Below are 22,940 nucleotides of genomic sequence, written 5' to 3' on the forward strand. Positions count from 1 at the left end.
AATGAATAGAAGAATTTCACTACTTTTGTGCTGTATTGTGTCTGTACAGGGTGTTTTAGCTACAGAACTAACAGTAAAAAATTCATCTGTTTTAAGTACAATATGGTTGAATGGCCTAGATATGGGTACAGAAATTTTATTTTTAACTGAAGATGATAAACAGTATTTAGAATGTTCTGTGCTTAATAAGTTAAATATTAATATTAAGTTGTTTGAAAATCATAAAACAGACAAGGATTTTTGTTTGGTAACAAAAAAAGAAGTTAAACTTTTATTCGATTCCTCACTTCAAGCAGTTAAATTGGATATTCCAGCAAATTATTTTATTTCTTCGAGTGATAGAATTTTATTTACAAAGCCGGAAAAGGCCAGTCTAGGCGCTTTTTTAAATTATAATTTTTATTATACAAGAGATAAAGGTGATAATGACTTTAATGCTTTGTCTGAAGTGGGAGCTTTTAAGGATAACTGGTTATTTAAAAATTCGGTTATTTATCGAAAGAATGATGTACTAGAAGGAGGAGGGGGGGTGTTTACACGCCTGAATACATCTTTGGATTTCGATTTTTCAGATAGTTTAACTGGTTTAACCTTGGGTGATACTACAACGATTTCCAATCCATTAATTAACTCGTTCCGATTTGGAGGGTTGAATTGGGGAACTAATTATACTAAATATCCAGATTTTATTTATTGGAATGTTCCGAGTTTAAAAGGCAGTGCAATTGTACCTTCCACCGTAGACTTGTTTCTTAACGGTGTAAATATTTTTAGGGAGAATGTAACTCCTGGCGATTATAGTTTACAGGTCGGTGCAAATATACAAAATGCCGGTGAGGCACAACTTGTAGTTGAGGATGTTTTGGGTAATAAGACAGTACAGAGTTTTCCTGTCTTGATTAGTAATCAGTTATTACAAAAGGATTTAAGTGAATATAATATATCTTTAGGTAAAATTCGTTATAACTATGGCATTGAAGATAGTGACTATCGTGATTTTTTTACTAGTCTATATTTTCGAAGAGGTATTACATCAGGAACTACCCTTGGTATAAATGCTAGTTATAGTGAAGACTTAAAAAATCTAGGTTTATTGTGGACTCAAGCAGTAAGTACATATTTTGTTGTGGATGTGGTTGGATTGGCTAGTCATAGTAATGATCAGAAAGGCTACTCGGTGGGATTATCAATCAATAAAAACTTTGGTAATTTTAGTTTCGGGGGAAGTAGTCGTTATTCTAGTGAAAATTATAAAGTTTTGGGGTATGAAAATAACTTTTCGATGCCTAAGTGGGAAAATTTATTATATTTAGGATTAACGGATCTTCCTCTTATTCATAATTTTAATTTGAACTATGTCGAACAAAGACAACATCAAGATAGAAATAATGTTCAAGCTGACAGAAAAGTATTAACAGCTGGATTTTCTCGAGAGATTACTTCTGCTCTATCGATGAGAGCAGGTTATTTTAAAGAATTTGATGATCAGGCCGATACAGGTGCCTTTTTATCTTTGACTTATAATTTTGAAAAAAATCGTGCGTTATATACTAATTATACTACTGATGGAGACATTGGGCTTAATTATGCCCAATCAAGCTCTGAGCAAGTGGGATTGAACTATGCACTGGGGATTGAACGCAGGGGCGATAATCGAACTTTTTATGATATTGATAGTTTGATTAAAACTCGAGTAGGAGAGTTGAGTCTTCAATATGTACGCTCGGATCAGGATGATCGAATTCAAGCAGACTATCAGGGAGCAATGGTATGGTTGGATGGTCACTTTGGTTTGACTAAATCTGTTGATAATGCCTTTGCTTTGGTTCGTGTGGGTGATTACCCTGATATTGATATTCTTCGTTCTTCAGCTGTAATTGGTAAAACCAACAAAAAAGGTTATTTATTTGTTCATGATATTCCAGCTTATGTGAAATACAATATTTCTTTTGATGGTGATCAATTACCAATTGATGATAAGGTGCCTTTTTCTAGTAAAAAGATTTCAGCTTTGGATCAGAGAGGTTATCTTATTGATTTCCCTATTTATCATGCTCAAAAAGTTCAAGTTCGTCTGATTGATGTGAATCAAAAAATGTTTGTAGCTGGTAGTGAAGTTCATGTGGATAATCTGGAAAAAGACATTTACCCAGTAGGAACGGATGGCTTAGTGACTTTATATGGTTTGTTGCCCGGAGAGCATAAACTAACTGTTTACACTATTGGAGGTAAATCTTGTCAAAGTACTTTTATTGTTGCGGAAAAAATTCCGATTGAGCAGCAAAATCAAATTATTGATCTAGTGTGCAAATAAAAAATGGCAACAGGGGTGGTTAATAATGAAAATAATAATTTCAATAGTGTTATTGCTTTTATGGATACCTGCATTGCAAGCGAAGCAATGTATGGTTGGTTCAATTACAGATCCAAAAATGTATTTGGAATATGAGGATGGAAGTCAGACAGCAACTTCCTTTAAGGTTTCATGTGATCATGCCTATGGTATTCGGTTTGGTAGCCAGAATTTAAGGGATTCAAGTGGAAATAGTTATGTTACCAATGGTAGGGATAGACTAAAAACTAGAATGAGTATATCTGGCGCTGGTAGTAACTTATGGAATGTGTCTATACCTCAATCCGCTAATTTAGATAACAAATATGTGATTTTTGTTCAGTTGGATGAGCATCCATCAGCCCTGATCCCAGCAGGAATGTATACTGATAGAATTTATATCGATTTAGCTTTCTAATTTAAATTGTCTCCTTATATGTTGCTTTAGACATACATGTTTAAAATATTACACAATACTCGAAACGCATCATAAAACTGTCAAAAAACTCGGGTAGGATGACCACGAAAAAGAAAATAATTGGTGGTTGTATGTCTGGTCTATACCCAACAGCCCTATTAAAACAACAAGATTTTCCAGAACCGTTTAAGTTTTACTTTAAACGTAAAAATAAAGAAACAATCACGGAAGAGATTGATCGTTTACAGGTGCTTGTCCGTCCTAAGCTTAAAATTGCGATTGTTACCGAAACTTGGCCACCTGAAATAAATGGTGTGGCCTTGTCTTTGTTGCAACTGTGTAAAGGTCTACAGCAAAAAGGCCATAAAATTTTGCTGATTCGTCCAGAGCAAAAAGTGCCCTGTCATGACTTTATTCCTAATAAAGAATGTTTGGTCGTGGCACAGCCGGTTCCCAAATATCCGGCTTTGAAATTCGGTTGGCCGCAATATCTAAAAGTGAGCCATGCTTTAGAAGAGTTTCAACCGCAGGTGGTACATATTGTCACGGAAGGTCCCCTTGGTTTGACTGCTCTGCAGGCAGCTAGATCGAAGAATATGCCTGTAACTAGCGGATTTCATTCTCCCTTTCAGGATTTTAGTCGTTTTTTTGATCTTGCTTTTTTGGTAAAGCCGATTCAACGCTACCTTTGTTGGTTTCATAACAGCACCCAATTGACCTGCGTTCCGAGTCAGGATACTGAACGTGCTTTACGTCAGTTCGGGGTGAGTTGTCCCTTAAAAGTGGTAGGGCGTGGTGTAGATACGCAACGTTTTTCACCCCGACATCGCTCTGAAAGTCTACGTTATCAATGGGGTGTTTCGGCCGATACCACGGTTATGTTGTATGTAGGACGTCTTTCTCCAGAAAAAGAAATTGACGTGCTGATAGATGCTTATTGTGCCAGAGCCAAAGAAACACATGCACATCAAGTGAAATTGGTGATTGTGGGGGATGGTCCTGATCGCGCACGCCTGCAAAAACTTGCCGCCAGCAGTGATGTCCTGTTCACGGGTAGTTTGACCGGACATGACCTTGCAACGGCTTATGCCAGTGCCGATGTTTTTGTTTTTGCCAGTCAGGTTGAAACCTTTGGCAATGTGGTACTGGAAGCGATGGCAAGTGGCTTGCCTGTCGTAGCTTATGATTATGCCTGTGCTCATCAGCATATTGAACATGGCGAAACCGGCTGGCTCAGTCCTTTAGGTCACAAGCAGCACTTAATCCAGTGTATTAATGTTTTGCCCAATAATCGGGTTCTTCGACAAATGGGCTTACGTGCGGTACAGCAAGCAGAAAGAATGGGTTGGCAACATCCGGTACAACAACTGGAACAGGCCTTGTATGACGTTGTTCAGGAGAACGTCATGATCACATAGCTCCAAGCGTGATGCTTGAGGAGAGAAAGCATGAATTTTAAAAATGCAAAAATTAGAATACTTGATCTCGATTATAAAGGCTGTTTGTACTTCAACCACTTGTCACATTCTCAGCAGGTGGCTGCTTTTTTTAAAATCATTAGCCGGCTAGGCGATGGCATTTTCTGGTATGTGATGTTGGTCATCGTCTGGATCTTGGAGGGACTACGTTACGGTCTGCAAATTTTATACTTGTTGGCAGGCGGTGCGGTTGGAACCAGTATCTATAAATATCTCAAGCATAAAACCACGCGCCCCAGACCTTATCAGGTGCATCAAGTGATCATTCTGGGGGAGCGCCCTCTAGATCATTTTAGCTTTCCTTCCGGACATACCTTGCATGCAGTGATGGTCAGTATCACCCTGGGTTATATTCAGCCGTTGCTGATCACACTGCTGATGCCTTTTACCATTCTGGTAGCGTTATCACGTATGATTTTAGGACTACATTATCCGAGTGATGTCCTGGTCGGTGCTGCAATTGGAGCAATGGTCGCGACGGGGATTATTTTGACTGCACCCTTCTTGAATATCATCCTCTAAGTGCAAAAAATTCTGTGTAGTGAATCTAGCGAAAGTTGAGTAATTTGCTAAAGTACAGACTTTCCTTCCGATTATTTAGGTTGAGCTATGGGTTTACGTTGGACTGATACCATCGATATTGCGATTGAGCTTTCTGAAGCGCATCCTGATGTGGATCCACAATGGATCCGTTTTACCGATTTGCATGCCTGGATTTGTGCACTACCAGATTTTAGTGATGATCCGAATAAATCGACAGAAGGTTTGCTCGAAGCCATTCAAATGGCATGGATTGATGAAGTCCGCTAAAAAATACGCAGAAAAATCTAAACTTTTACATATTGAACGCTGCTAGTTGAGCATTATGTGGTTATAATGCGGCAAATTTTTTGACGTTTAAATCTTAAGGAGCCGATCATGGCAGTTGAACGTACTTTATCTATCGTTAAGCCAGATGCAGTGGGTAAAAACCACGTTGGTGATATCTTTGCTCGTTTCGAAAAAGCTGGTCTTAAAATCGTTGCGACTAAAATGAAACACCTTTCTCAAGCTGAAGCTGAAGGCTTCTATGCTGAGCACAAAGAACGTGGTTTCTTTGCTGACCTCGTTGCTTTCATGACTTCTGGTCCAGTGGTTGTTTCTGTTCTTGAAGGCGAAAACGCGGTTCTTGCTCACCGTGAAATCTTGGGCGCAACTAACCCGAAAGAAGCGGCTCCTGGTACAATCCGTGCAGACTTCGCTGTAAGCATCGATGAAAACGCTGCTCACGGTTCTGATTCAGTTGCTTCTGCAGAGCGCGAAATTTCTTACTTCTTCGCTCAAACTGAGATCTGCCCGCGTACTCGTTAATCGGCAGCATTCAAACCAGATAAGTGTTATTATACTTATCTGGTTTTTTTATTCTCTTCAGAATGGTTTGCTTGAATATTGAGCGAATTGTTTTCATTTCTAAGACATGGTTTAGGTAATACACATGAGTTCCGAAGTGGTCGTTTCATCGGCACATACAGATGAACAGCAACATTCCTCGTCCGCTCACGTACAGCAACCGTCTGTAAAAAAAGTGAATTTACTGGGCATGTCGCGTCCTGAGCTGGAAAAGTTCTTTGAGGAACTGGGTGAAAAGAAGTTTCGCGCCGGTCAGGTCATGAAATGGATTCATCAATACTTTGTGACCGATTTTGCTGAAATGAGCAATATTTCGGGCAAGCTACGTGCCAAACTGGAGCAGATTGCGGAAATCAAACCACTTGAAGTGGTGCATCGTCATTACTCCAAAGATGGTACCCGTAAATGGGTATTTCGTGTCGGTGAGGGTGAAGGATCTCTGGTGGAAACCGTACTGATCCCTGCTGAAGATAAAACCGGTTCACGTAAAACTTTATGTATTTCCTCTCAGGTGGGCTGTGCACTCGACTGTTCTTTCTGTTCAACAGGAAAACAAGGCTTTCAGCGTGATTTGACGCCGGCGGAAATTATCGGTCAGCTGTGGATGGCGAACTATTCCTATGTGGAGGATGTCCCTGTTGCTGAGCGTACCCGTGCGGTGACGAATGTGGTAATGATGGGTATGGGTGAGCCTTTGCTGAATTATCAGGCTGTACTGAGTTCAATGTCGATCATGCTGGATGACTTCGCTTATGGCATGTCAAAACGCCGTGTGACATTGTCAACTTCCGGTGTGGTGCCGATGATTGATCAGTTGGCACAGGATATCGATGTGGCCTTGGCGATTTCCCTGCACGCGCCGAATGATGAATTGCGCAACGAATTGGTGCCAATTAATAAAAAATATCCTTTAAAAGAACTGATTGCGGCAGCCCAGCGTTATATTGCTAAAGATGGCAATGAAAGTGCACGTAAGCATGTGACCATTGAGTACGTGATGCTGGAAGGGGTGAATGATCAGCCTGAGCATGCCCAGCAGCTGATTAAATTGTTAAAAAATTTACCAAGTAAAATTAACCTGATTCCGTTTAACCCGTTCCCGCACGCACCTTATGGGCGTTCAAGCCGCAACCGGATTATTTCTTTCCAAAAAACTTTGTCTGATGCCGGATTTGTGTGTACGATTCGTCAAACGCGTGGTGACGATATTGATGCCGCTTGTGGGCAGCTTGTTGGTCAGGTGGCCGATCGTACCCGCCGAGCTGAGCAATGGAAAAAGAAAGTTGCGCAGCGTAACGAAATTATGCGATCACAAGGATAATAAAACCGAGGAAAAACCAATTGAGAAAGCCTGCGTATAAGTCAGTTGTAATATTTACAGTGTGTATGTCGGCATTCATTGTACAAGGTTGCCAGACCCATACTCCGGGTATGAGTAAAGACCCGGAGAAATCGGTTAAGGTGCGTACTCAATTGGCTGCTGAATATATCCGCAAAGGTGATCTGGATGCAGCAAAACGCTCACTCGATCAGGCACTTGAGGTGGATTCGCGTGATGCCACTGCCAATATGATGATGGGGGTGTTATTGCAGCAGGAAGGCAGTCCGCTTAACATGGAAAAAGCGGATGAGTATTTCCGTAAATCCATTTCGATTGATCCACAAAATGCGCAAGCCCGTAATAATTATGGGACATATTTATATCAGCTTCAGCGTTATAATGAAGCAATTGAACAGCTCAGTATCGCAGGAGCTACACTCGGATATGATCAGCGTTTCCGTGCCTTAGAGAATTTGGGACGGATTTATCTGCAACTGGGTGATGTAGAGAAAGCTGAAAAAGCTTTCAAACAAGCATTACAAGTGAACCGTGATTCTTATGTTTCGATGCTGGAGTTGTCAGAAATTTTTTATTTGCGGCAGCAAATACCGGCAGCTAGCCAGCTCTATCAACAGTATGTCACGGCTGTTGGACAAAATAATCAAGGTGCACGTGCACTCTGGTTAGGTATTCGCCTTGCGCGTGCCAATGGTGAAGACATGAACAAGCAGATTCTGGTGAACCAGTTACGTGCTTTGTTCCCGGATAGCCAAGAATATCAACGTTATTTGCAATTACAGTACAGTACTGAGGCCGTATGGAAGTAAATCCTAATTCACAGCAACCTACTGGTTCAAACGTAGCACCTAATGTTTTAGGAAATGTTCAACGTCCGGGTGAGTACTTGCGTCAAATTCGTGTGGCTCAAAAACTTGAGCTGGCGGATGCGGCAGCTGCTTTAAATATGCCATTAAAAACTTTAACGGCCTTAGAACAAGATGATTATAAGGCCTTGCCAGAAGCGACCTTTATCAAAGGCTATTACCGTTCTTATGCTAAATTGCTGAAAACTGATGCCACTGCGATTATTCAGCGTTTTGATGAAATTTATGCCAATGATACCGGTCTATTACCCAATCATGCCCTGAACAATTCACCGATTAAAATCATGGGGAAATTGCCAGGTTCCAACAGTGATCGCAAAAAGAAGTGGTTCAAGCGCATAGCGATTGCGATCTTGGTACTGCTCGTGATTGGATTGGCGGTAATGGGTATCCAGAACTGGTCATCAAAGAAAGAGACCACATCAAATTCACAAGCTGCACAATCCAATGTTCAAGTTTTATCTTTGGATAATGCCAATAGCACTTCTGGTGATCAGCTGGTCTTGAGTTTTAACCGTCCGACTTCGATCCATATCGTGGATTCAACTGGTAAGGTACTGGCAACAGGTCGCCAATCAAATACAATAACATTAAATGGTCAGTCTCCGTTCCAGATCCGTTTAGATGACGCAACTGCAGTCTCTTTGACTTTGAACCAGGAACAGATTTCCCTGTCTCCTTATACCGTAAACGGACAGGCTGATTTCCGTTTATCACGCTAATTCGCAACAGTAGAGCGATAGAATGATTGAGAATCCAATTAAACGTCGTCCAACCCGCAAAATTCGTGTGGGTTCTGTCTATGTAGGTGGTGATGCGCCGATTAGCGTGCAGAGCATGACCAATACGGAAACCTGTGATGTCGATGCCACCGTAGCGCAAATCCAGCGATGTGTTGATGCGGGTGCAGACATCATGCGTGTTTCCGTTCCATCCATGGAAGCGGCACAAGCCTTTGGTGAAATTCGTAAGCGTGTTGATGTGCCATTGGTTGCGGATATTCATTTTGACTATAAAATTGCGTTGGCGGTTGCTGACCTAGGCGCAGACTGTTTGCGAATTAACCCAGGAAATATCGGTTCAGAACAGAAAATCCGTGAAGTCGTGGCAGCTGCCAAACACCATGATATTTCCATGCGGATTGGGGTGAATGCCGGTTCATTGGAAAAAGACATCCAGAAAAAATATGGCGAGCCAACCGGACAAGCATTGCTTGAGTCGGCAATGCGTCATATCGATATTTTAGACCGTTTGGACTTCCAGGAGTTCAAGGTTTCGGTTAAGGCATCGAATGTATTCCTGACCATGGATGCTTACCGTTTGTTATCGAAACAGATTGATAATCCACTGCATTTGGGTGTAACCGAAGCAGGAATTTATCGTACGGGTACAGTAAAATCTGCGATCGCACTCGGTGGCCTGCTACTCGAAGGCATTGGCGATACCATGCGTATTTCGCTCGCTGCCGAGCCGGAAGATGAAATCAAGGTCGGTTTCGACATTCTGAAATCACTTGGCTTGCGTTCTAACGGCATTAATTTTATTGCCTGCCCGAGCTGCTCACGTCAGGAATTTAACGTGATTAGCGTGATGCAGCAGCTTGAAGAGCGCTTAGAAGATGTGCGCACCCCAATGGATGTTTCTGTGATTGGCTGCAAGGTCAACGGGCCAGGTGAGGCCAAAGAGGCGGATATCGGTGTGGTGGGGGCGAGCCCACGTTCATTGGTGTATCGTAATGGTGAGAAGAGCCATTTAATTGATACCAATCAGTTGGTTGATGAAATCGAGTCTATGGTTCGTCAACGTGTTCAAGAGCTTGAAGAAGCTAAATCTAAAGAGATCATTCGTAGTTCATCATGAGTTCAATCGTCGCAATCAAAGGTTTTAATGACATTCTCCCAACCCAGACCCCTGCGTGGAGACGTCTAGAACAGCAACTGGCTTCCCTGATGGATGCCTATGGCTATCAACAAATTCGTTTGCCGATGGTTGAACAGACCAATTTGTTCAAGCGTTCGATTGGGGATGCAACGGATATCGTTGAAAAAGAAATGTACACGTTCCTAGACAAAGGCAATCCGCCGGAGTCCTTGACCTTGCGTCCGGAAGGCACTGCAGGCTGTGTACGTGCCATGCTGGAACATAACCTGTTACGTGGTGCAACCCCGCGTGTTTGGTATATCGGACCCATGTTCCGTTATGAAAAACCGCAAAAAGGCCGCTATCGTCAGTTTCATCAGTTTGGCGTAGAGACCTTTGGTGTGGCAACACCGGACATGGATGCGGAACTGATCCTGATGACTGCACGTTTATGGCAGCGTATGGGTGTGGCGGATAAAGTCCGTTTAGAACTCAATACCTTGGGTGAAAGTGACGAGCGCGCTGCTTATCGTGCAGCCCTGGTTGAATTTTTGACTCAGCATAAAGATGCTTTAGATGAAGATTCACAGCGCCGTCTAGAAACCAATCCATTACGTATTTTGGACTCAAAGAACGAACGTACCCAGCAGATTCTGGAAAATGCACCGAAGCTGCATGATTTTATGGGTGAAGACACCTTAAATCACTTCGCAACTTTAAAGCAGTATTTAACAGATGCCGGTGTAGAGTTCGTGATTAACCAGAAACTGGTGCGTGGTCTGGATTATTACAACAAAACTGTGTTTGAGTGGACTACGACGCATTTAGGTTCACAAGGTACCGTCTGTGCTGGTGGCCGTTATGACGGTTTGGTGGGACAGTTAAAAGGCAAAGCAGATCAATCCGTGCCAGCCGTCGGTTTTGCGATGGGCATGGAGCGTTTGTTGCTTCTGCTCGAACAGGTTCAAGACAATACTCCAGTGCGCGATTGTGAAGTATTCCTGTTGGCCGACCCATCTTATCAGGGCAAAGCCTTGGTGCTGGCTGAACAAATCCGCAATCAGTTGGAAGCAGCCAAAAGCAATATCCGTCTGAAAGCCGGTTCACAAGGTAGTCTGAAAAGCCAGATGAAAAAAGCAGATCAATCCGGGGCGATTTATGCTCTGATTCTTGGTGAGCGAGAGTGGGAAGCACAGCAACTGGCCGTGAAACAGCTGGCGACTGCCGAGCAGTACGAAGTTGCTGTGGCAGAACTGGTTCCATTCCTCATTCAACAACTTGCACAATAAGCTAAAAAGCAGCAGAAAAGGACAATCACATGAGCGCGTTAAGTGATGCTGAGCAACTCGATAATTTGAAATCATTCTCCAAAAAATATGGCTCAGCCATGGTGAGTGGTGTCTTAATTGCGTTGATTGCCTTTTTCGGCTGGGAATATTGGCAGAAAAAAAATCTGGCAGAGTCGCAAAAGCAAACCGCCAAAGTACAATTGTTAATGGATGAGGCCAATGCACAGGCAGGAAATAAAAATGCCTTCAACCAGCTTGCAGCCTCTGCCGACAAAATCGTAAAAGATACGCCAGATTCTGTACAGGCCCTGCAGACTCAGTTGGTTTTGGCGAAAGCTGCTTATGAGCAGGGCGATTATGCACATGCGGAAAAAGCCTTGAAACGTGTAGAAAATTCTAAGCTTGATGATCAGGGCTTGGTACAGATCGTTAAATTGCGTTTAGCGTATGCTCAACTGGCACAAAAAAAATATGAAGAAGCCTTAAAAACACTGAATGACGTCACTGATCCAGCTTTTAAGGCAACTGCTGAAGAAGCGCGTGGTGATGTATATGTCGCAAAAAATGATATTGAAGGTGCAAAAAAAGCCTATCAAAATGCCTGGAATGCGTTACTTGAGCGTCAGCAAGAACGTCAAATTTTACAAATTAAACTCGAAAGTGTTGGCGTTTTAGTAGAAGATCCGGATATTGAACGCCCAGTTTTGAAAACACAAATGGATGAATCTTCATAATGTATAGCAAATATAAAATTCCATTCGCGCTTGCCGTTTTATCCATTGCGCTCGTAGGTTGTTCGAGCAACAAAATTAAAGTTGAAGAAGCAAAACCGAATCCGTTGCCAAAGCTGGCTCAATCTAAAAGCCTGGTTCCTGTTTTTAGCCATGACGTGAGTGCAACAGAACAAGCTGATCCATTGCGCTTGCAGCTGGATGTCTATAATGGTGTGATTTTTGCACTCGATCCGAAAGGTGAAGTGGCTGCCTATCGCGGCAAACAGCGCATCTGGGAAAAGAAAGTCAGCAAACGGGGGCTGAGCTCCGGTGTGACCGCTGCTGAAGGTCTGGTGATTGTTGGCAACCAGAAAGGGCAGTTGTTTGCCTTAGATCAGGCGAGTGGTGAACAAAAATGGCAGGCCCAGCTCTCTGGTGCGTTGTTGTCACCTTCATTGGTTCAGGCTGGCCGTGTGATTACTTTAGCGAATGACGGTACAGTTTTTGCACATGACCTGACGACTGGACAGCAAGTTTGGGCTTATAAACTGCAGAATGCACAGTTCAGCCTGCGTGGTTTGGCTTCTCCTGTGAATTTGGATGGTCGAACCATCTTGGTAGCATCTTCGAATGCGTATGTGTACGCGATTGATGCGCTCAGTGGTGTGCCTCGTATGCAGCGTCGTGTAGCAGTCAATAATGGTCGTTCTGATATTCAGCGCCTGAATGATATTGATGGTGATCCTGTGGTAGCTGGACGTTTCATGGTCACCAGCAGTTTCCAGGGGCAAGTTACTGTCACTGACTTAGCGGCGATGCAAGTGGTATGGAGCGAGGATGCCAGCAGTAACAAGCGTCCGGAAGTGGCTGATAATAAGGTCTTTGTCGCGAAAACCGATGGTAAGTTGATGGCTTATGATCTCGGCACAGGCCAATTAGTATGGGAAAACGATAGCCTGCTCAACCGACAGCTGAGTAATCCCGTGATGCTGGGTTCTGATCTGGTGGTCGGTGATCTGGATGGGGTATTACATCTGTTGGATCCAAATTCAGGTCAGCTAGTGGGGCGTTCGAAAACCAGCGGTGAAGTACGTTCGTTACGTGTAATTGACAATCAATTGTATGTTTCTACTCGCAAGGGGGCGTTAAGCGTTTGGCAGAATCGTTAATTTTCTGCTGCCTTATGTTAAACTAAGCACAATCCGTATTTTTAAACACGGGGTATTTGAATCAGTTCAATGCCCCGTGTTTTATTTAATTCTCTAATTTATTATTTCTGCTATTGTTTCTGATGTTCAGACCAGTCTCACTGGCTGATCTTGAATAAAGGTTAATCTATGAAACCCGTAATTGCGCTCATTGGTCGTCCGAACGTCGGAAAATCAACGTTGTTTAACCAGATTACCAAAAGTCGTGATGCACTTGTGGCCGACTTTGCCGGTCTGACCCGTGACCGTAAATATGGTGATGCTGTTTATCAGAATAAATCATTCATCGTGGTTGATACCGGTGGTATTGGTGAAAATGAAGGGGGTATTGACTCCTATATGGCGGAGCAGTCTAAAACCGCCATTCATGAAGCCGACATGATCATTTTTGTGGTCGATGCTCGTGCCGGACTGCTTGCCTCTGATGAACAGATCGCCCGTGAACTGCGTACTTTAGGTAAAAAAGTTTTTCTGGTCGCCAACAAAGTAGATGGCGTGCATGCAGAAGCTGCACTGGTTGAGTTTTATAAACTCGGTATGGGCGAGCCGATGCAAGTGGCCGCGAGCCATGGCCGCGGTGTACAGCAAATGCTGGAAGAAGTCTTGGCTGATGTGCCTGAAGATGAAAATCCAGAAGAACATGACAAGAACACTGGCTTGCGTCTGGCGATTATTGGTCGTCCAAACGTGGGTAAATCGACGCTGGTGAACCGTCTATTGGGTGAAGAGCGCGTTGTTGCCTTTGACCAGCCGGGAACTACCCGTGACTCAATCTATATTCCTTTTGAGCGTGATGGTCGTCAGTACACCCTGATTGACACCGCTGGTGTGCGCCGTAAAGGTAAAGTAGATGAAATGATTGAGAAATTCTCAATCGTAAAAACCTTGCAGGCGATGAAAGATGCGCATGTGGTGGTGATTGTCGTTGATGCCCGTGAGGGGATTGTCGAGCAGGACTTGCACCTCATTGGTTATGCACTAGAAGCGGGCCGTGCTATGGTGATTGCGATCAACAAATGGGACAACATGTCCGAATATGATCGCAAACAATGTAAGCTCGATGTAGAACGCCGTTTCGACTTTATTCCTTGGGCGAAAATTCACCTGATTTCTGCTTTGCATGGTACCGGTGTTGGCGAGATGTATCCGTCGATTCATCGTGCTTATGATTCTTCACATCTGAAAGTATCACCAGCGAAACTGACCCAGATTTTGAATGATGCCACTGAAGCGCATCAGCCACCGATGGTTTCTGGCCGCCGCATTAAAATGCGTTATGCGCATATGGGTGGACAAAACCCACCGACGATTGTTATCCATGGTAACAAGGTAGATAAAACGCCGGCAGACTATCGCCGTTATCTGGAAAACGTGTTCCGTAAAGTTTACAAACTGGAAGGTACACCGGTTCGTATCGATTTCAAAACTTCGGAAAACCCGTTTGAAGGGCGTAAGTCGCAAGTGGATGAGCGTACTGCCGCACGTCGCCGCCGTTATATCCAGAAGTTCAAAAAAGCTGAGAAAAAGTTTAAACGCTAATTTTTCAGCGCTCGCAAAGCCCAAACGTAGTTTGGGCTTTTTTTATTTTGTGGGAAAACCGCCTATACTCACCTGAAAGTTGTGATGGGGAATCAGAGATGCTACGCATTGATCTATGTGCCTTAGACCTAATTTATCAGCCGGATGTATCCTTGCCCCGTCCGACCATGATCCAGCAGCGTAAACAGGCAATATATGCCTATCGCAACCAGTGTCTGAGTCAGCTGAGTGGACAGCGGATTGAGCAGGATAGTTTCGCCCATACGCTTCATGGTAAGCCTTATCTGAAAAATCAGATTTTGGTATTTAACCACTCGCATAGCCAGCAGCATTATGCGTTGGTCAGCAGTGTACAGCATGCCCATGTGGGCGTAGACGTTGAGGATCTCAACCGCCGTGTACGGATGGATGCCTTAGCACAGCATGCCTTTCATCCCGAGGAATATGCCACTTGGAAAGCCTTGGATGAGGATCGTCATTACTGGTTTAAGGTCTGGACGACCAAGGAGGCGGTGTTAAAAGCACATGGGTTGGGTATTCGCCTGAGCCTGAATGAACTGAATACCCAAGTGCATCCCACACAAGATAAAGGGCAGATTGAACATGTCTTGTTAGGCAAGGTGGCTTATCAGAACTTTGTGTTGAATCAGGTCATGCTGACAGTTGCCTGGTGTCTTGGGGAGGGGCAAACTGAATCGGAATGGCCGCAAATCGAACTATTTCAGCATTAAAAAAGCCCATCCGAAGATGGGCTTAAATGAACAAAGTGCAACCGGATTAAGGTAAATCATCTTCAAATTCTGGTTTGACTTGCACAATAAAGTCTTGACGGTTCAGGCCACGCCATAAGGCAAAAGCGGTTCCGATATAAATCGAAGAGTAGGTCCCGACAAATACACCGACAAACATCGCGACGGAGAACCAGCATAGTCCTTCACCCCCGAGCACCATCATGGCAACCACGACCAGTAACAGGGTCATCGAGGTATGAATGGTACGGCGTAAGGTTTCAGTCAAGGCAATATTGACGATTTCACGCGGTTCAGCACCACGAATCTTACGGAAGTTTTCCCGGATACGATCCGATACCACGATATTATCGTTGAGTGAGAAACCGATCACGGCCAATACCGCCGCCAACACCGTCAGGTCAAATGGCCACTGCATCAGGGCAAAAATACCCAAGGTCATGATAATGTCGTGGAACAGGGAGAGTACTGCACCAATCGCCATTTTGAGTTCAAAGCGGATGGTCACATATACCAGCATCAGTAATAGTGCCAATGCAACAGCCCCTGCAGAACGGATATAGAGCTCATTCCCGACCTGACCACCGACAGAGTCCACCTTATGCAAGGTAGCCGCATTACCCGGTAATTGGATCGCTTTATTCAAGCTGTTGTTCAGGTCTTCAACTTTCACATCCTGCACTGGCATGCGCACAATCAGATCGGTATTACTGCCCAGGGTTTGCACCACAGCATCTTTGAATCCAGCCTGATCCAGGGCTTGAATCACCTGAGTCTGGTTGACCGCTTTTTCGTATTTCAACTCAGCTGAAATACCACCAGTAAAGTCGAGACCTAAATTTAGACCTTTGGTTGCGATAAAAAACAGGCTGGCCAAAGTCAGAATGATCGAGAGGATTGCCGCAGGGCGAGCAATCTTCATAAAGTCAATCACGCGCTCATCATCTGGGCGACCATATTGTTTGGCTTTTTGTGCTTGAGTCACATCAGTCATCATAGATCTCCTTATATGCTCAACTTGCTCAAATTACGGCGTTTGCCATAAATGAGCTGCACAATGGCACGGGTTACGGTAATCGCAGTAAACATCGAGCAGACGATACCGATCATCAACGTGACTGCAAAACCTTTAATCGGGCCAGAACCAATTGCAAACAGAATGAAGGCAACAAGGAATGTCGTCAGGTTGGAGTCAAAAATGGTGTTATAGGCGCGGTCATAACCCGCCACAATCGCCTGTTTTGGCGAGGCCCCCCATTTCATTTCTTCCCTGATCCGTTCGCAGATCAGAACGTTGGCATCGACCGCCATACCGATGGTGATCACGATACCGGCAATCCCTGGTAGGGTTAGTGAAGCACCAATCCATGACATGACGGTTAAGATCATCGCGAGGTTAAACACCAGAGCAAAGTTGGCAATCAGACCGAACAAACGGAAGAACACCACCATCCAGATCGCAACCAGCAAGAAACCGATTTGTGTTGAAAGGACGCCTTTATCAATATTTTCCTGACCGAGGCTTGGACCAACAACACGTTCTTCGACGAAGTACATTGGTGCAGCAAGGGCACCCGCACGTAACATCAAGGCCAGTTCAGCTGCTTCTTGTGGTGAATCCAGACCCGTAATACGGAATTGTGAGCCCAGCACGGCTTGTACCGTCGCAGCATTAATGACGACCGATTCAGCATATGGAGTACGTACTTCAGTTTGAACACCGGTTTTTGGATCGGTCACATAGCTGATTTTTTGTTTGTTCTCAATAAACAGAACAGCCATACGTTTACCGACGGCATTACGCGTTGCATCTGCCATCAGTTTACCGCCGGCACTGTCCAGGGTAATGTTGACTTCAGCGCCGCCCGTATCCTGGCTAAAGCCAGAGCTGGCATTTTGTACACGTTCACCGGTCAAGATACGGTTACGGTTTAACAGGAGCTGTTGACCGCTATCTAGTGAACGATAGGCAAATGCTTCGGTACCCGGTGGCAGTGGCTGATTGGCTTTACCGGTATAAGGATCGATATATTGATCATTCAGATCAGACACCAAGCGGAATTCAAGGTTTGCAGTACGACCAAGAACACGTTTCGCCTCAGCAGTATCCTGTACCCCTGGTAGTTCCACTACAATACGGTTGCTACCTTGGGTTTGTACCAGTGCTTCCGCCACACCGAGTTCGTTAATACGGTTACGTAATGTGGTTAAGTTCTGGTTGACGGCATAGGACTGAATTTCCTGTTTGCGTACATCGCTATAGGTCAATTTCAGCATTGAGCCGTTGGCAGTCGCCAGCGCCTGCTGGGTAAATTCATTGCCATTGCTGCGCAGGAAGTCCATCGCGGCTGTACGGTCTGCATTATTGGCAAACTGAACAGTAATGGCATTGTTATTCAGACTGAGACTGTTGAATTTAATTTTGTTGTCACGTAACTGGCGGCGTAAATCTGTCGCCGAGGTTTCTAGACGTTGCTGGATGGCCTTATCCATATCCACTTCAAGCAAGAAGTGAACACCACCACGCAAGTCGAGACCGAGCTTCATCGGTTTTGCACCAATTTTTTGTAGCCATTCTGGCGTCGTCGGTGCAAGGTTTAAAGCCACCACGTAGTTTTCACCCAGACCACGGCGTAAGGCATCCTTGGCTTTAAGCTGGGCTTCGGTAGAATCAAGACGTAACAGGGCGGCATTATTGGTGAAGCTATTATCGTGCGTACTAATATTTTCGCTTTTTAAAATTTGCGCTGCTTTTTGTACCACACTCTGATCAATCTGAGTGCCCGCCTTAGCACCTGAGATCTGCACAGCAGGTTCATCAGGGTACAAACTTGGCAGTGCGTATAATGTACTGATCACAAGTACGACAATGATCAGTAGATATTTCCATGCTGGATAACGCATTTGCTTTCTTCTTAAAATGAAAAAGCCGTGCGGGGTGCACGACTGTTTTTTGATTAGATGTTATTTAAGGTGCCTTCAGGCAAGACTGAAATCACGCTGGCACGCTGGATTTTGACCTCTACGCCACGGCTCAATTCAACTGCAGCGAAGTCACCTTCAATCTTGGTAATTTTACCCATTAAACCACCTGCAAATACCACTTCACTGCCTACACCCAGGCTTTCCACCAAAGTGCGGTGCTCTTTGGCACGTTTTGCTTGTGGACGCCAGATCAAGAAGTAGAAGATCGCAACGAATGCTGCAATCATCAGCAGGTTTGCTACCAGACTTGGTTGTTGAGCAGCTTCGCCAGCAGCGTGAGCAGTAGAAATAAACAGGCTCATTTTATATTCCTAAATTTAACTAAAATTGTCGTCAAAGGATGACGTGATTCGACTTGTTCTGCAATTTACCCTGTCTTTGCGTTGAGCGCAAATTTGCCCGGATCAGTCCATTGGACAAGGGGGAACTTCGAGACCACGGCGTGCATAAAAGTCTGTGACGAATTCATCAAAGGTGCCGTTATCCAGTGCATCCCGCATGCCTTGAGTCAGGCGTTGGTAGTAGCGCAAATTGTGGATTGTACCCAGCATCGACGCTAACATTTCACCGCATTTTTCCAGATGGAACAGATAGGCACGGGTAAAGTTCTGGCAGGTATAGCAATCGCAATGTGGATCCAGTGGACTTTGATCGTGACGATATTTGCTGTTACGGATACGTACCAAACCGTCGGTGACAAAGTAATGGCCATTACGTGCATTACGCGTTGGCATCACGCAGTCGAACATATCGACCCCGCGGCGCACCGCTTCCACGATATCTTCCGGTTTTCCGACGCCCATCAGGTAACGTGGTTTGTCCTCTGGCATTTTGTGCGGTAAATAATCCAGAACCTTGATCATTTCCTCTTTGGGTTCGCCAACGGATAGACCGCCAATCGCATAGCCGTCAAAACCGATTTCGAGTAGGCCGTTGAGGGATTCATCGCGTAAATCTTCATACATTCCGCCCTGAATAATACCGAACAGGGCATTTTTATTGTTCAGTACGTCGTGATGTTGAGTTTTACAACGTTTCGCCCAGCGTAATGACAGCTGCAAGGATTTTTGTGCTTCTTCATGGGTGGCTGGATAAGGCGTGCATTCATCAAAAATCATGACGATGTCAGAATTCAGGGTGTGCTGAATATCCATCGAGATTTCAGGGGATAAAAACACTTTGGAACCATCAATCGGTGAGCGGAAGGTCACGCCTTCTTCTTTGATTTTGCGCATGGCCCCCAAGCTAAACACCTGGAAGCCGCCTGAATCGGTCAGAATCGGCTTGTTCCATTTAATAAATTCATGCAGGCCACCATGTTCTTTGATGACTTCTAGACCTGGACGGAGATATAAGTGGAAAGTATTGCCTAAAATAATTTGTGCCTGAATTTCTTCAATATCACGAGGCAACATGCCTTTGACCGTACCATAGGTGCCCACAGGCATAAAAACCGGAGTTTCAACCACGCCGTGTTCAAGGGTGAGACGACCACGACGGGCACGACCCGACTGGCCTAATTTTTCAAATTCCATACCGCATCCAAATCAAGGCGAAAAAACAGTTCGCTGATTAATTTCTGTCAAAGAGCGTTATTGTCCTTGATTCTGCCCCCGAGTGCCACTGTTAAATGTAAGCGCCCGGTAAATTTTCAGTAGAGAAAAAGCGCCTGAAAGGCGCTTGAATTGCATTGCAGATCGGTGGTGCAGAGCGTTAAAAATTAGGACGGTAGTCAAAATTTTGCAGGTTGTTGTCGCGGAAAGAACGGATCGGTTTTTTCCCCGCTGTGACAGTGTTCACGATATTGTTTGGGAAAATCTGGATATGATTGTTAAACAATTCAACATTGCGGTTGAAAATACTAATCGCCGCGCTGACATTCTCATTCTGCTCATCAATTTCGTTCATCATGCGCAGATAGACTTCATTGGCTTTCAGTTCCGGGTAGTTTTCCACCACTACATGCAGGCTTTGCATCAGTTCTTTATTGAGCGACTCGATGCGTTGTAACTGTGAGATATCGGTGTTGTCCAGATTCAACGTCATGATTTGCTGGCGTAACTCGGTGACTTTTTCCAGTGTGCCTTTTTCAAAACCGGCATATTGTTCCACCAGTGGCGCCAGGCCGTCCAGCACTTTGACTTTCTGGCGTTCATAGGTGGCGACATCCGCCCAAGCGCGCTGTGTCGCGTTGTGATGACGAATGATATTGTTACGAATCACGATGGCTGCAATGCCCAATGCCAGCATCAGCAGCAAGAAAATGATTAGCCCCATAAAAAAACCTCGATGTATCGTTATTTTAAAAACGCGATTAAGTCGCGTTGTAAGTTCTCATATTCCGCCAGACGGAAAGTACGCAAATGGCCGCGCAATTTGGAAATATCATCGATATTCTGCGTTTTTGTGGAAATTTTAAAAAGATCCTGCTCACCCAAAAAGCATAACACTGGCTGTTCCGGGTGCAGGAGTAAATCACCGGAACGTGTTGCAAATAATTGATCGAGACGCAGTACCATCGCGGGAGTCAGTGTCTTGGCCAGCTGCAGGGGATTGGCACCAAAAATCCGTAATTTCTGGTTGATTTGGATGTCGCTGGTATGCCAGTCATGCAGGTACGGAAATTCAAATGTTTTGCGGGAAGACGTGACGGCCAGACCTTGTGCAGCGACTTGAAAAATAAACACGCCCCAAAGATCTTTATGAACCTCTTTGACTTTGGTTTCGTTGCCGTTCCGATCCCGCATGCGGATTTCATTGACGAAATGATATTGAAATAGCAGTACGGGGTATTGCTGTCCCTGATCATCAGTCCAGACAGTACTGGCATAGACGGGAATGGTGTTTGACACCTGACCCTGCTGAAAGAGGGGAAACAGATTTTTCAGATAGGCCTGAAAGAGAGAGGGTTGTACCGGCATGCTGATATGCACAGGTGTCTGATAAAACTGAAAACTATATTTTTGAGTAATAGTTTGCTGTTCAAGAAACTCGATGACCTCAGCAATCGGTGAGCTCTGTTCATAGGTGAGATAGCTGTAGAACCCCAGGCCAAGTGCCAGCCAGAAGGCCAGATGTGACGGGAGACCTGCTGGCAGAATCCAGATACTGAGTAAACAACATCCTGCAATCACAGCCAGCAGGATGGGAAGCACATTGTCAAAGCGTAACTGGTTATCTGTCCCCCAAGGATGTAAACCTTCCAGAAGTTCTTGATGGGATTGCGCCTGTTTGCCCAGTTCCCAAAGCCGAGCGACATTTTGCATGATTCGCTGGTTCTTTCTGCGACGCAGGTGAATCGTACGCTTGATGTTGTCGATCGGCATGGGGGAGTACTCAGGCTTTATCGATCAGCATGGCATCGCCATAACTGAAGAAGCGATAGCGCTCGGCCACGGCATGTTCATAAGCGCGTAAGATGTTGTCCCGGCTAGAGAGTGCTGAAACCAGCATGAGCAGGGTAGACTCCGGTAAATGGAAATTGGTGATCAGACGATCCACCACCTTAAACTCATAACCTGGATAAATGAAAATTTGTGTATCTCCACTCCAGGCCGCAAGTTCGCCCCCATGCGCTTGTGCGGCACTTTCTACAGCACGGGTTGCAGTAGTACCTACGGCAATCACCTTGTTGCCACGTGCTTTGGCAGCACGAATTTTTTCTACGGCTGTTTCAGGTACCTGACACCATTCGCTGTGCATGACGTGATTGGCAATATCCTCGGTACGTACCGGCATAAACGTCCCTGCACCCACATGTAAAGTCACGAAGGTTTGTTCGATGCCTTTGTTTTGCAGTGCAGTCAGTAATGCTTCATCGAAATGCAAGCTGGCAGTGGGTGCAGCCACACTGGCGATTTTAGTCGGATCATGAAATACCGTCTGATAGCGCTCAGTATCAATCGCTTCCGCTTCGCGATTGAAATAAGGTGGGATCGGCAGTTGACCATATTGATCCAGCACATCGAGAATGGGGTGTGAAAATTCTACGATATACAGATTTTCATGACGGCCCTGTACTGTAACTTTGATGGCATCCGGGCCAATAAATAATTCCACCCCGGCTTTTGGGGAATTGCTGGCTTTGATATGACAATGAGCAACATGCTGATCTAGCATGCGTTCTACCAAAACTTCCACGGCACCGCCACTGGCTCTTTTCCCTTTTAGGCGTGCTTTCATGACTTTGGTATCATTCAAGACCAAAAGGTCACCCGGATTTAACAGCTCAACCAGATTCTTAAAGAGCAAGTCATGATACTGACCTGTCGCATCAAGATGCAGCAGGCGAGACGCGCTGCGTTCTGCAAGGGGATAACGTGCAATAAGTTCGTCTGGAAGATCAAAGCTAAAATCAGAAAGTTGCATGATTTTGATAGGGAATAGAGCAGAAAATTATCCGGCATTATAAACATTTCCCTTTAAAAACGGCGGATTTGCTGATTTTTAGTACAAAAATAGTCTTTATGGTTTAAAATTAATCAACCGGTATTGTGTTGTGATTGACAGTGAAAAAAAACCGAGTATTATACGCATCACAAGCTACAAACCTTCTCTTCCCGAGGTGGTGAAATTGGTAGACGCGGCGGACTCAAAATCCGCTGTCAGAGATGACGTGTCGGTTCGAGTCCGACCCTCGGGACCATATCTTATCTCCTTTAAGATATGTTAAAAAAATCCTAAATTTTAAATCAAAATCTTCCAAGATCACTCTTGCGTTGATGTTTTTTTATTGTCATTCAGTAAGAAATTTGCAATGCTCTATGAGCCTTATT

General features: G+C 44.6%; 22 protein-coding genes and 1 tRNA gene. 16 read left to right on the top strand and 7 right to left on the bottom strand.

Annotation, left to right across the window (positions count from 1 at the left end; translation table 11 throughout):
• The first annotated feature begins 1 nt into the window (after position 1).
• From PAE54_RS05580 to PAE54_RS05650, 15 genes are all read left to right on the top strand, one after another.
• Positions 2-2,314, top strand: coding sequence for a fimbria/pilus outer membrane usher protein (locus tag PAE54_RS05580; protein ID WP_326518732.1), 2,313 nt, complete (start codon positions 2-4; stop codon positions 2,312-2,314).
• A gap of 25 nt (positions 2,315-2,339) precedes the next feature.
• Positions 2,340-2,750 carry a hypothetical protein gene (locus tag PAE54_RS05585; RefSeq protein WP_326518733.1) on the top strand — a complete coding sequence of 137 codons (411 nt, stop codon included), beginning with the start codon at positions 2,340-2,342 and terminating at the stop codon, positions 2,748-2,750.
• Positions 2,751-2,881: 131 nt separating this feature from the next.
• Positions 2,882-4,168, top strand: a complete 1,287-nt coding sequence (locus PAE54_RS05590; protein WP_326518734.1) for a glycosyltransferase family 4 protein — start codon at positions 2,882-2,884, stop codon at positions 4,166-4,168.
• Between the two features lie 30 nt (positions 4,169-4,198).
• Positions 4,199-4,750, top strand: a complete 552-nt coding sequence (locus tag PAE54_RS05595; protein WP_326518735.1) for a phosphatase PAP2 family protein — start codon at positions 4,199-4,201, stop codon at positions 4,748-4,750.
• 87 nt (positions 4,751-4,837) lie between these two features.
• A complete protein-coding gene (gene iscX / locus PAE54_RS05600) occupies positions 4,838-5,038 on the top strand; it encodes a Fe-S cluster assembly protein IscX (RefSeq protein WP_273778478.1) in 201 nt (66 codons plus the stop codon).
• A gap of 108 nt (positions 5,039-5,146) precedes the next feature.
• Positions 5,147-5,578: a nucleoside-diphosphate kinase gene (gene ndk, locus PAE54_RS05605; RefSeq protein WP_326518736.1), complete on the top strand. Its 432-nt coding sequence runs from the start codon at positions 5,147-5,149 to the stop codon at positions 5,576-5,578.
• A gap of 124 nt (positions 5,579-5,702) precedes the next feature.
• Positions 5,703-6,938 (top strand): dual-specificity RNA methyltransferase RlmN, encoded by a 1,236-nt coding sequence (gene rlmN / locus PAE54_RS05610; RefSeq protein ID WP_273778480.1) that lies wholly within the window; start codon positions 5,703-5,705, stop codon positions 6,936-6,938.
• 65 nt (positions 6,939-7,003) lie between these two features.
• Positions 7,004-7,765, top strand: a complete 762-nt coding sequence (pilW, locus tag PAE54_RS05615) for a type IV pilus biogenesis/stability protein PilW (protein WP_326518737.1) — start codon at positions 7,004-7,006, stop codon at positions 7,763-7,765.
• Complete coding sequence (locus tag PAE54_RS05620) at positions 7,756-8,544, top strand: helix-turn-helix domain-containing protein (RefSeq protein ID WP_326518738.1); 789 nt, start codon at positions 7,756-7,758, stop codon at positions 8,542-8,544. The genes pilW and PAE54_RS05620 overlap by 10 nt, the downstream gene beginning before the upstream one ends.
• A gap of 22 nt (positions 8,545-8,566) precedes the next feature.
• The gene (gene ispG, locus PAE54_RS05625) at positions 8,567-9,682 is read left to right on the top strand and encodes a flavodoxin-dependent (E)-4-hydroxy-3-methylbut-2-enyl-diphosphate synthase (protein ID WP_273778483.1); all 1,116 of its coding nucleotides are present in this window, start codon (positions 8,567-8,569) and stop codon (positions 9,680-9,682) included.
• Positions 9,679-10,971 (top strand): histidine--tRNA ligase, encoded by a 1,293-nt coding sequence (hisS, locus tag PAE54_RS05630; protein WP_326518739.1) that lies wholly within the window; start codon positions 9,679-9,681, stop codon positions 10,969-10,971. The genes ispG and hisS overlap by 4 nt, the downstream gene beginning before the upstream one ends.
• A 29-nt stretch (positions 10,972-11,000) precedes the next feature.
• On the top strand, positions 11,001-11,705 hold the full coding sequence (locus tag PAE54_RS05635; protein ID WP_273778485.1) for a YfgM family protein: 705 nt from the start codon (positions 11,001-11,003) through the stop codon (positions 11,703-11,705).
• A complete protein-coding gene (gene bamB, locus PAE54_RS05640; protein ID WP_326518740.1) occupies positions 11,705-12,853 on the top strand; it encodes an outer membrane protein assembly factor BamB in 1,149 nt (382 codons plus the stop codon). The genes PAE54_RS05635 and bamB overlap by 1 nt, the downstream gene beginning before the upstream one ends.
• 168 nt (positions 12,854-13,021) lie before the next feature.
• On the top strand, positions 13,022-14,431 hold the full coding sequence (der, locus tag PAE54_RS05645; RefSeq protein ID WP_273778487.1) for a ribosome biogenesis GTPase Der: 1,410 nt from the start codon (positions 13,022-13,024) through the stop codon (positions 14,429-14,431).
• Positions 14,432-14,529: 98 nt separating this feature from the next.
• On the top strand, positions 14,530-15,162 hold the full coding sequence (locus PAE54_RS05650) for a 4'-phosphopantetheinyl transferase family protein (RefSeq protein WP_326518741.1): 633 nt from the start codon (positions 14,530-14,532) through the stop codon (positions 15,160-15,162).
• A 46-nt stretch (positions 15,163-15,208) separates the two neighbouring features.
• Here the strand turns inward: PAE54_RS05650 and secF are convergent, their stop codons facing one another.
• The 7 genes from secF to queA form a co-directional block, all read right to left on the bottom strand.
• On the bottom strand, positions 15,209-16,177 hold the full coding sequence (gene secF, locus PAE54_RS05655) for a protein translocase subunit SecF (protein WP_326518742.1): 969 nt from the start codon (positions 16,175-16,177) through the stop codon (positions 15,209-15,211).
• An 8-nt stretch (positions 16,178-16,185) separates the two neighbouring features.
• Positions 16,186-18,084, bottom strand: a complete 1,899-nt coding sequence (gene secD, locus PAE54_RS05660; protein WP_273778490.1) for a protein translocase subunit SecD — start codon at positions 18,082-18,084, stop codon at positions 16,186-16,188.
• A gap of 53 nt (positions 18,085-18,137) precedes the next feature.
• Positions 18,138-18,467, bottom strand: coding sequence for a preprotein translocase subunit YajC (yajC, locus tag PAE54_RS05665; RefSeq protein WP_326518743.1), 330 nt, complete (start codon positions 18,465-18,467; stop codon positions 18,138-18,140).
• A 102-nt stretch (positions 18,468-18,569) separates the two neighbouring features.
• Positions 18,570-19,700, bottom strand: a complete 1,131-nt coding sequence (gene tgt, locus PAE54_RS05670; RefSeq protein WP_326518744.1) for a tRNA guanosine(34) transglycosylase Tgt — start codon at positions 19,698-19,700, stop codon at positions 18,570-18,572.
• A gap of 178 nt (positions 19,701-19,878) precedes the next feature.
• Positions 19,879-20,442, bottom strand: coding sequence for a LemA family protein (locus tag PAE54_RS05675; RefSeq protein ID WP_326518745.1), 564 nt, complete (start codon positions 20,440-20,442; stop codon positions 19,879-19,881).
• Positions 20,443-20,462: 20 nt separating this feature from the next.
• On the bottom strand, positions 20,463-21,491 hold the full coding sequence (locus PAE54_RS05680) for a hypothetical protein (RefSeq protein WP_326518746.1): 1,029 nt from the start codon (positions 21,489-21,491) through the stop codon (positions 20,463-20,465).
• Between the two features lie 10 nt (positions 21,492-21,501).
• The gene (gene queA, locus PAE54_RS05685; RefSeq protein WP_326518747.1) at positions 21,502-22,533 is read right to left on the bottom strand and encodes a tRNA preQ1(34) S-adenosylmethionine ribosyltransferase-isomerase QueA; all 1,032 of its coding nucleotides are present in this window, start codon (positions 22,531-22,533) and stop codon (positions 21,502-21,504) included.
• Between the two features lie 190 nt (positions 22,534-22,723).
• Between queA and PAE54_RS05690 the strand changes: the two genes are divergently transcribed.
• A tRNA-Leu gene (locus PAE54_RS05690) sits at positions 22,724-22,810 on the top strand.
• Positions 22,811-22,940: the final 130 nt, after the last annotated feature.

It is taken from the genome of Acinetobacter minutum (genome assembly GCF_035916735.1).
GTDB lineage: Bacteria > Pseudomonadota > Gammaproteobacteria > Pseudomonadales > Moraxellaceae > Acinetobacter.

Coding starts and splice junctions, on each gene's coding strand:
- ndk (WP_326518736.1), top strand. CDS start 5,147: ATGGCAGTTGAACGTACTTTATCTATCGTTAAGCCAGATGCAGTGGGT.
- queA (WP_326518747.1), bottom strand. CDS start 22,533: ATGCAACTTTCTGATTTTAGCTTTGATCTTCCAGACGAACTTATTGCA.
- der (WP_273778487.1), top strand. CDS start 13,022: ATGAAACCCGTAATTGCGCTCATTGGTCGTCCGAACGTCGGAAAATCA.
- secD (WP_273778490.1), bottom strand. CDS start 18,084: ATGCGTTATCCAGCATGGAAATATCTACTGATCATTGTCGTACTTGTG.
- PAE54_RS05675 (WP_326518745.1), bottom strand. CDS start 20,442: ATGGGGCTAATCATTTTCTTGCTGCTGATGCTGGCATTGGGCATTGCA.
- secF (WP_326518742.1), bottom strand. CDS start 16,177: ATGATGACTGATGTGACTCAAGCACAAAAAGCCAAACAATATGGTCGC.
- hisS (WP_326518739.1), top strand. CDS start 9,679: ATGAGTTCAATCGTCGCAATCAAAGGTTTTAATGACATTCTCCCAACC.
- ispG (WP_273778483.1), top strand. CDS start 8,567: ATGATTGAGAATCCAATTAAACGTCGTCCAACCCGCAAAATTCGTGTG.
- iscX (WP_273778478.1), top strand. CDS start 4,838: ATGGGTTTACGTTGGACTGATACCATCGATATTGCGATTGAGCTTTCT.
- rlmN (WP_273778480.1), top strand. CDS start 5,703: ATGAGTTCCGAAGTGGTCGTTTCATCGGCACATACAGATGAACAGCAA.
- PAE54_RS05620 (WP_326518738.1), top strand. CDS start 7,756: ATGGAAGTAAATCCTAATTCACAGCAACCTACTGGTTCAAACGTAGCA.
- PAE54_RS05580 (WP_326518732.1), top strand. CDS start 2: ATGAATAGAAGAATTTCACTACTTTTGTGCTGTATTGTGTCTGTACAG.
- PAE54_RS05650 (WP_326518741.1), top strand. CDS start 14,530: ATGCTACGCATTGATCTATGTGCCTTAGACCTAATTTATCAGCCGGAT.
- PAE54_RS05595 (WP_326518735.1), top strand. CDS start 4,199: ATGAATTTTAAAAATGCAAAAATTAGAATACTTGATCTCGATTATAAA.
- PAE54_RS05635 (WP_273778485.1), top strand. CDS start 11,001: ATGAGCGCGTTAAGTGATGCTGAGCAACTCGATAATTTGAAATCATTC.
- PAE54_RS05590 (WP_326518734.1), top strand. CDS start 2,882: ATGTCTGGTCTATACCCAACAGCCCTATTAAAACAACAAGATTTTCCA.
- PAE54_RS05680 (WP_326518746.1), bottom strand. CDS start 21,491: ATGCCGATCGACAACATCAAGCGTACGATTCACCTGCGTCGCAGAAAG.
- yajC (WP_326518743.1), bottom strand. CDS start 18,467: ATGAGCCTGTTTATTTCTACTGCTCACGCTGCTGGCGAAGCTGCTCAA.
- PAE54_RS05585 (WP_326518733.1), top strand. CDS start 2,340: ATGAAAATAATAATTTCAATAGTGTTATTGCTTTTATGGATACCTGCA.
- tgt (WP_326518744.1), bottom strand. CDS start 19,700: ATGGAATTTGAAAAATTAGGCCAGTCGGGTCGTGCCCGTCGTGGTCGT.
- pilW (WP_326518737.1), top strand. CDS start 7,004: ATGTCGGCATTCATTGTACAAGGTTGCCAGACCCATACTCCGGGTATG.
- bamB (WP_326518740.1), top strand. CDS start 11,705: ATGTATAGCAAATATAAAATTCCATTCGCGCTTGCCGTTTTATCCATT.